The 9442-nt window shown below is 43.3% G+C and carries 6 protein-coding genes; 2 read left to right on the top strand and 4 right to left on the bottom strand.

The window, feature by feature from the left end:
- Positions 1–225 precede the first annotated feature (225 nt).
- Entirely contained in the window at positions 226–1137 is a 912-nt protein-coding gene (gene prmA, locus G4P69_RS33755; RefSeq protein WP_208341157.1) for a 50S ribosomal protein L11 methyltransferase, read from the bottom strand.
- Positions 1138–1404: 267 nt separating this feature from the next.
- The gene (serA, locus tag G4P69_RS33750; RefSeq protein WP_208354215.1) at positions 1405–2985 is read right to left on the bottom strand and encodes a phosphoglycerate dehydrogenase; all 1581 of its coding nucleotides are present in this window, start codon (positions 2983–2985) and stop codon (positions 1405–1407) included.
- A 263-nt stretch (positions 2986–3248) separates the two neighbouring features.
- On the opposite strand from serA, the gene G4P69_RS33745 reads away from it, so the two are divergent.
- A complete protein-coding gene (locus G4P69_RS33745; protein ID WP_208341159.1) occupies positions 3249–3455 on the top strand; it encodes a hypothetical protein in 207 nt (68 codons plus the stop codon).
- 163 nt (positions 3456–3618) lie between these two features.
- Here the strand turns inward: G4P69_RS33745 and G4P69_RS33740 are convergent, their stop codons facing one another.
- Positions 3619–5088: a bifunctional metallophosphatase/5'-nucleotidase gene (locus G4P69_RS33740; protein WP_208341160.1), complete on the bottom strand. Its 1470-nt coding sequence runs from the start codon at positions 5086–5088 to the stop codon at positions 3619–3621.
- Between the two features lie 38 nt (positions 5089–5126).
- Positions 5127–5327: a hypothetical protein gene (locus G4P69_RS33735; RefSeq protein WP_208341161.1), complete on the bottom strand. Its 201-nt coding sequence runs from the start codon at positions 5325–5327 to the stop codon at positions 5127–5129.
- Positions 5328–6173: 846 nt separating this feature from the next.
- On the opposite strand from G4P69_RS33735, the gene G4P69_RS33730 reads away from it, so the two are divergent.
- Complete coding sequence (locus G4P69_RS33730) at positions 6174–9332, top strand: hypothetical protein (RefSeq protein WP_208341162.1); 3159 nt, start codon at positions 6174–6176, stop codon at positions 9330–9332.
- Positions 9333–9442: the final 110 nt, after the last annotated feature.

Genomic DNA, 9442 nt, shown 5'->3' with positions numbered 1-9442 from the left:
TATTTAAGAGCGCTGCGCGTCTCGAAATACATCTTTATTTGCAAGTGGGCTTTAAACCCACAAAGTCACGTTTTTTTTCTTTCCCTGTTCCCTGTTAAGAGTTCCCCGTTCCCTTTTTTTTGTAAAACAGTGAACAGTAAACAGTTATCAGTAATCAAGGGGTGTTTGATCAAGGATAAACACATTATTCTTAACTGATAACTGATAACTGATAACTGATAACTGTTAAATACCGCGCCGCACATTTAAACAGCACCATTCCTTTCGTCGCCAGAGGGTAGCAACTACCCAGCCGTTTTTCTCTAAGGCTTCGGCAACGGATTTGGATTGTTCAATTAAAATGCCACTGAAGATTGCCCATGTATTGGGTTTGGCGATCGCGCTCATCTGTGGAACTAAGCTAATAATTACATCAGCCAAAATATTACAAACAATTCCATCCACTCCTTTGACAAGTTCCGTCAAAACCTCTACACTTCCTTCCCTTGTCACCAAGCGTTCGGGTTCAATCCCATTAAGCTCACTATTTTCTATGGTTGATTTCACTGCCAAAGGATCTGTATCTACTGCATAAACTTGCTTAGCTCCTAGTAACAGTGCCCCTATAGAAAGGATACCTGATCCACAACCAATGTCGGCAATGATTTCAGATTCAGTTTGTTCACTAGCAAATGGCATTGTTGTACTTAGACGCATTTCTAAAGACTCCAAGCACAACTGAGTTGTTGCATGATTACCTGTCCCGAACGCTACCCCTGGATCAAGACGAAGAATCAAGCGGTTATTATTTTCTGGAACCGGTAACCAGGCAGGATTGATCAAGAAGCGATCGCCAATTTCTTGGGGTTGCCAATGTTGCTTCCAACTACTTGCCCAATCTTGCTCATTGATCAATTCCCAACGTGTTACAGGTGTAGAAAGTCCTAAACAAAGGGCGTCTTGACGTAACCACAGCGAAAGCGCCGCTAAATCTAATAAGTGAGCTTGGAATTGAGGTAAGTAACTCTTGACTAAAAAAGAACTTCCTTTTTTTTCACTGGCTATCCCACGACAACCAAAATTATCCAGTCTCCAAAAGATCGATTCTTCCAGAGATGGCTCACATAAAATTTGTATTTCCCACCAAGTGTTTGTCATAGTCTAGTAGTCAGGAGTCAGGAGTCAGGAGTCAGGAGAGAGAAATTCAGTAGTTGGAGAAAATTAAATTCTTGTTTGAGTGAATCAGTTATCAGTTATCACGCCCACTATACGCCTTGATCACTGATAACTATTAAACAGGTAATGGGCGACGGAACTTCAGTGTATGTAATTAATTCTGTCCAAGCACTCCTGAACGCCAGGTGCAACAAGAGCGGTTCGCCGCAAGGGCGCACTGGCTCCTTCTGATTTCTGGCTCCTGACTCCTTATAGTGTTACCGTGTACGCATCGCGAATTCCGGGGACTTTTGTAATTTCAGACAAAATCCCATCTGGTAACGGATCGTCTAAGCTAAGAGCCATAACTGCATCACCACGGACTATTTTACGTCCTACCTGCATACTAGCAATATTGACGTTAAAACTGCCAAGTATGGAACCGAGTTTGCCGATGATTCCAGGCATATCACGGTGTAAAGTGAACAGCATATGCTTATTAGGGGGAACGTTAATTGGGAACCCGTCAATATCAGTCAGATGAATTTCCTTTTCACCTAACAAAGCACCTGTAACAGAGTGAGTACCCAAAGTACCTGTTGCTTCCAAATGCAGTGAGCCAGCATAATCTCTAACTGAAGCATCTCGGGTTTCAATCACGCGAATTCCCCGCTCTTTTGCTTCTATGTTGGCATTTACATAATTTACCCGTTCCCGTAGAGCTTGATAAAGTAACCCTTTCAAAGCTGCGATCACTAAAGGCTGGCTTTTATTTGTCGCAAGTTCGCCTTGTAGTCGAACATTAAACAACTCTACTCGACCACCAGCCAATTGTCCTACCAGATTGCCTAAAGTTTCTGCTAGTTGCATGTAGGGTTTAAGTTCTTGCAACACGTCGGGACTTAATCCAGGAATGTTAACGGCTGAACGTGCTGGTAGCCCTAAGAGTACATCACGAATTTGCTCAGCAACGTCGATTGCCACATTCACTTGGGCTTCTGTAGTGGATGCTCCTAAGTGGGGAGTGAGGATGATTTCTTTTCCTAGTGATTTTAAGGGAGAATCTTTTAGTGGTTCTGACTCGTATACATCTAACGCAGCACCTGCGATTTGACCTTGTTGGATCGCTACAGCTAAAGCTTGTTCATCTATAATACCGCCACGAGCACAGTTAATAATTCGGGTGGTGGGTTTCATCTTTGCCAACATCTCGGCATTGATTAAGTGGGTTGTTTCTGGGGTTTTGGGTATGTGTAGGGTAATATAGTCTGATTGCTGCACCAACAAGTCTAAATCTACCAATTGACAGCCTAGCTGTTCTGCCCTTTCCCTGGAAATGAAGGGATCAAAAGCTAGCAGTTTCATACCCATTGCTTTAGCAACGTTGGCGACATGAGAACCAATTTTCCCTAAGCCAACAACACCCAAGGTTTTTTTGTAAACTTCTGCACCAACAAAAGTTTTGCGATCCCACTCTCCGCGTTTGACTGATGCGTTGGCGTCAGGTATGTGGCGTGACATAGAGAGCATCATGGCGATCGCATGTTCTGCAGCGGCGATCGTGTTTCCTTCTGGGGAATTTACAACCACAATTCCTTTACGCGTAGCAGCTGGAACATCTACATTATCGACACCTACACCAGCACGACCGATAATTTTTAGTTGTGTACCAGCTTCAATGATTTCTTGGGTGACGCGAGTACCAGAACGAATCATTAGCGCGTCGTATTCACCAATAATTTCTATGAGTTCTTCTGGTTTAAGGGTTGTTTTGACGTCAACAGCAGCGACTTGGGAGAGAATGTCAATCCCAGCTTGGTCAATTGGATCGGAAACAAGAATTTTAGACATGATTGCTAATTTTACAGCTAGAGGTATTCTTTAAATTCGGCTCTCAGGTTTAATATACACTGACCTTCCCCCCAGCTTAAAAGCAGGAGGATTTTAAGATGTTACTTCAAGGCAGTTGCGCATCCGTGCCTCTTTAGTTTTCTGCTCTATAGTATTTCACACAATCTGGGTTGGGACGGTCAAAACCCCTGGATAAACCTTGAATCTTACATCCTCCAAGTATGCTAATAATATGAGTATACATATATATACAATATCACCCAATGACATTCCGGAAAAATCATAAACTCGGTTTTACCACTAATCGAGAAAAACCTTTAACAAGCAGCCCTGTATGTATCCGGCTAGATGAAGAATTAGCTGAAAAATTAAAAGCTGTTCCCGACTGGCAAGACAAGCTTAGAACGGTGTTACCTGAATTAATCGAAAGCTGGACGGAGGGGGTTAACAGTATTTCATCGCCTCGTTAAAATCGACGCTTGACACCGACTTTCTGCAGGGTGTGGTCAGAATGTAGTTGGCTAGCAACAGTTTGTAACTACACCCGTTTTTGCACTTTCATAACAGTGAGGACAACTACGAGTAATCTTTATGCTTCAAGTGACAATTAGAGAAGCTCCCCCTCAAATCCCGCTATTTGTAGATCAATCTTCCTTCGATCTGGCTGTTAAGATTTTGATGATAACCGAAGTATTCTTCAAGAACATCGTGGCAGGATTTAGAAATCACCTTGGGGTTGCCTAATTCTTCATGGGTTATCCCTAATTTGACCAGAGAATTTTCATAGCGATAGCCATCAATACAGATAGTGTATTCACGAGCCTCGTCTACGGGTTGTCCATGAATAATTAAAGATTCAAGCTTCTGGTCTACATGATTGTAAACAGCTTGAATACCTTTACTTACCTGGAAATACTCACCTTCACCTGCCATTTTGTTTTCAGGGTTCATAATATATGTAAATATCTTGGGGAGATGGACACCACTAACTCTAAACTTATAAAGAGTATCGTCATAAGGGAAAACTGTTCTTAGATCGCTCAATGTAACTAGAGGACCTAATTCTGAGCCGCGTATTGCACCACTCGCAACCAGAACAATCTCCAAAGCATCACACTGAGCAAAAATATCAGCGATTAAGTTACCCAACTCAGTTTCTTCTTCGCGCCTAGGATGGGTTAGTTGACGCGCTAATCTTCCCAGCAACCGATTATACTTGCGATCAACGTCTTGTTTGAATGTAGCAATCAAAGTTTCAATATTGGGATCTGGTTGTGCCAAATTGCTATCTACAGGTAGAAGTTGCCATTTCCATTCCACAATGCTATTGGTATCGTCGTCTACGACAATATCGAAGCGTCCAATCTGGTCTGTACCAACTCCAGCCTGTGTAATCAGGATATTATTAACTTCATCTGGTTGTTCTAAAAAGGTATGGGAATGTCCCCCAATGATTAGATCCACCCCCCATTCTGGGTCTAGCATTGCTGCTAATTGTTGATCATTTTCAAAACCGATGTGCGTCAGAAGAACTGTTAAATCAATGTCCTCATTTTTGTAGGCATTACAAATTTTACCAATTTCTGTGGCAGCGTCCTCAAGGCTGACGAAGGTGCCAATACTGCGATCGCGTTTTAAGGTTCTGAGAGCTTCTTCTGTGACAATCCCAATGAACATGATATCGAATCCATCTACATTCAGGATTACATAGGGATTCATCAATCGTTTGTTATATTTTTTAATATATAAATTGGCATTCACTATCGGAAAATTTGCCATCTTTTCCAAGAAAAGTAAATGAGGCAAACCATAATCTAATTCATGGTTCCCCAAAGTTACTACATCTGGAGCTAGGTAATTCATCACCTCTATAGTAGAAAGACCTTTGTACTCTGTGTCAATCATTGAACCCTGGAGCATATCCCCTGAAATGACAAAGAGTACATTTTTCTCTTCTTGGCGAACTTTATTGATATATCCAGAAAGTAGAGACATTCCTCCAATAACATGACCTTCTGCTATGCCCGATGCTTCTGCCAAAAAGTCTCCATGCATATCGTTTGAATGTAAGATGGTAAACTTTTTAAATCGCTCAGTATTCATAACATTTTTCCTCTCAATATCTGTAGTCGCTTAGTTTTTTATATAAAAAGCATATCAGGGCTGCGCTCAATAGCGATCGCTGTGTTTGATGAGACAACGACAGATAAAATAGAAATATATGCGATAAAGACTGCTTCTCCTTCGTTGTGGGGAGTCACACCAATTAAACGAGAGTCAAGGGCTTTGGCTTCTTGGGCGTTAGAAATTACTTTTTCGTAGACACCACCAGGTGTTGCCATCAGGACACACTAGTACACTTCCGCAGAAATAAATAGACCATTTCAAACAGCCAGAAGCCTTGATTTATAACACTTTTGACTTCCGCGTAAAGCCCTACGGGCATAGCTACGCCCAAGGCGCGAAGCGTCTCCGCTACTGAGAAGCGCTACTAGTTCTCAATACTACTGCTGTAGGATCAGAAAAATCCAAAAAAGCAGGAAAAGCGTCAAAGAGGGTTCATAATTTTTTACCTCAATTAATCTATTGGGGTTGACACGCATCTATCTCACGGGGTATCGTTAGCTTCATTGATCAAAATTGATAATTAATAGTTGTTAACAGGGTAAAAACCATACTCAAACCAACAATTATCTTTATAAAGAAGGAGCCAGAATTCATGCTGAATTCTGTGCGACTGGCAGATCAATATTGGTTTAAAACCTCGTCTATAAGTGCACGAGATAGGGGTTGAAAATGAGCGTTAAAACACCATCCCTTTATGGGTGGTGTATTCTGACTACTGTATTCTGACTCCTGACTCCTTTTTATGAAGAAGAATTCAAGAGTCAGGAGCCAGAATTCATGCTGAATTCTGTGCGAGTGGCAGATCAATATTGGTTTAAACCCTCGTCTATAAGTGCACAAGATAGGGGTTGAAAATGAGGTTAAAACACCATCCCTTTATGGGTGGTGTATTCTGACTACTGTATTCTGACTCCTGACTGCTTTTTATCAGTCTAATACCAATTTTGGGTGAAGCTGCACATTATTTTTACACCTCCTAACCTCCCCTTGGCAAGGGGAGGGAAAAAAAGGGGTGGGGTTCTTTCTATGCGTATTTAAATTTCAAGTAGGATTGCTATATTGTGACTACTCTCCTCGTTCCCATTCACCTCGATGCACTGTACCTCCCTGCCAATACATCGGTAATGGAGGAAATGACTGACTACAGGAATCTTCCCTATGTCGATAAAAACAATAACGTAAAAAATTCTGGCAAAGCATATATCAGTAGCAGCGTATTATCTCCGCCCTTTGAAAATCTCAACTTGACTCTGAAAGCTGGTATCCACCTCCACTGGGCAATGCCAGATGCCCTGATTAAGGGGATTGCAAAAGCCGATGGCATCACATTTCCCCTCGTTCCCAACCGCTGGTTGATTATGCGGCGTGGAGGCAACAAAAACGACAAACAATGGGTCATTGAAAGCGATTACCTCTACCCGGATGGCGTAGATAGGTTAACAGAACCTATTAACATTCTTCATCACCCTGACAGTGCTAGGAACGAGCGCCAACCTTTTCGTTTTCTAGGACGCAAATGGGAGTTAACACAATGGCTTTCTGAGCCTGCAAATGCCCAATATGTTGAGGCATTAACAGTAATTGGCCCCTTTGCCAAAGTCGATAATTTAGATAACGAAAAAGCCGCTTTTGCTGGTTTTTATCCTAACTGCCGCAGCGTCTTCGGATTCCACGATGACGAGTTTAAGGATGCAGCAACCCCACCAACGGGTTTGAAATACGATGTTTTTGGCTGGTACAGCAACAGGGAAAAAGATTGCCTGGCAAAATTTGTGACAGAGTATTCTGGCAACGCTCAAACCCTGTTGGAAACCTTGCAAGAAAAATTGGGTTGGACGGTAACGATCAATAACCTAAGCTTCCCTGATCGCATTCTCTGTTACTCTCAATTGACGTTTGCGCCAGGTAATTCTCTTACAGATCCAGCCGCAACTCTTCCCAATCCCAAGATCGCAGTTGGCAACACGCAAGAAGAAGCAATCGCAGCTTACTTAGCGAGTCAGCTTGACAGTAACATAGAGAATCGCAAAATTATTGAAGAACAGTTACAAGCCCTGCAACTGAGCGATCGCCTAGAACAGCAAAAACTGGATTTTGGGCCGAAGTTTAGAGAAGTGGTACACGAAAGCGGCTTTATAGCCGTAGCTACAGAGAATCTCTGGCGCGTAGTACCAGAAGGTAATGAATCTGGGGCTGCCAGTGCGGCACAAGGAGAAGCTCAGATGCAAGTGACACTACCCACTAGCATCGGAGATGGACTGAATACTACCAACAATTTGCAGCATGAATACGACCGAAAGTTAGCAACGATTGGTTCGATTCGAGAACAAATTTATGCTGACTGGTACAAGTACATGGTGGCTTTATACTTGACAAAAGGTAATTTGCCTGATGGTGAAACAATCCGAGCATTCATCCAAACGGATAGAGACGAAACACAAAAAGGACTGAATGAATGCGGTTTACCCGCTTTGCAGGAGGAGATGACGGATACAGGGACTTTGCGTTTTACCAAAGATGGTAAAGACGAAATTGCTACCGCCTCAGCGCCCAATTCAGAACCCAACTCCATCTCTGCCCGACTTGCCCAATCAATTAATAACCTAATCGCTGATATTGATCGGTTTAATAAAGAATCGCGCTTGCTAGTTGATCCTCCTAACAGTAGCCTGATCGCTATCGAAGGGAGTTGTGCGCTGGTTGAAGAGCCTGTTGCGGGTAAATGTTTGCGGTTTGATGGGAATCAAAATTATTTCAAAGTGTCTGGATTGAACAATGTCCAGGCAGTCTCAATGTGGGTTAAAATCCCGAACGTGGCGAGGGGATGGCGTTATCTTTTGGATGCTAGAAATCACCTAGCAGACAGTTGGTTTACTGCTAATTCCAGTGGTGGGATTGGTGGCAATTGGGAAAAAATGTACGTCGATGGAAAAGAACAGTCGCTGGATTGGGCGGGAATTCCTAAGGATCGGTGGATTTTCCTTTATTTGCAGGCTAAGAGTTCCTTCAGTGGGTCGATCTACCTGATGTGTAACCATAACTGCGCTGACAATTTACCAGGCGATATCGCCAGCGTTTGCTTCCACCAGCAGCCATTATCGCCTGAAGAAATTCAGCGCAGTAAAGCCGAAAAAACCGGTTTGCTGAGACCATCTTATATCCTAAAAGTGGTTCCTGGTCCGCGCTATTGGCAGCCCAGCGATCCAGTAATTTTAATGACGGGGGATGCGGTGACGCCCAGCCATCGCCATGGTGAAGACGGTAGCTTGGGCGAAGATAGTTTGTTGGAATGTCAGTTGCTCACCGATACGATTGACTTGCAGAAACTCCAAAACAACACGTTGGAAGTTCTGAAAAATACAGTGGACGCGATCGCTCGTGCACCTGGAGAAAAAATTGGCTTCCACAAATGGACAAATCAGCCTTGGAATCCCTTCCTACTAGAGTGGTCAGTGCAATTTTTCCCGCTAAAGCGCAGCAACCAAAACAACAACCGTAACTACGATGCTAATACCCTTAAAGAAAACTACCAACTGCGAGTCAATGCAGTGGATCTCTCACCTGAAAACACAAATTATTTTGGCGGCATAGCTAATCTTTACAGCGGTGCCAGCTTCCTCACTCCCTCTGCCAGTACGCTGCTGAAAGAAAATCTCATTGCTTACTTGAAAAAACATCTGCTACCGGACTATTACAAAGCCCAGGGAACGGCTCAAGAACATCAAACAGAAGACTTTATCAGCTTGAATTTTAACGCAGTAAAAAGCTGGTACGAACGGCAAAACCCGCCAGCCAATGCCCCCACTTACACGGCGCTGAAAGCTTACGAACAACTTCAATCCCTCAAATGCCTCGCTCAAAGCATCGGCGGCTTTAACGATGCTCTGCTGACTTACCAGCGCACTATGCAGTTGGAGATTAAAGATACCCGGCTGAGGGCTACATCTCATGGTAAGACATTTTTGCAACAGGTGAGCGAAAATGTTAATAACAGTAAGGTGCCGGGTAGCCTGCTGCGATCGCCCTATTTGCTCAACGACTTCAATCCTATCCGCGCTGGGGCGCTGAAGATTAGCGGGTTGCGGATTGTCGATACCTTTGGGCGCGTCAAAGTTGTGGTTGATATTAAAAATCCTGGAAACACCCAAGTTGTCACCAGCCAACCCGTGACGCCACCGTTGAATTGTCCGCATCCGATTTACCTCTGGAGTTTGGACTAAAAGCTCAGACAGAAGCAAAGCACGGATAGAAGAAAAGATAAAAAATAGACATTAGTACTGAGGCGCGGATTGATTGTTAGAGAGGAAAGCAGTCAGAAGTTACACTGACT

This window comes from Aetokthonos hydrillicola CCALA 1050 (assembly GCF_017591665.1).
GTDB classification, from domain to species: Bacteria; Cyanobacteriota; Cyanobacteriia; order Cyanobacteriales; family Nostocaceae; genus Aetokthonos; species Aetokthonos hydrillicola.
The sequence above is the reverse complement of the archived record's forward strand: the minus strand, read 5'-3'. Positions and strand labels throughout refer to the sequence as shown.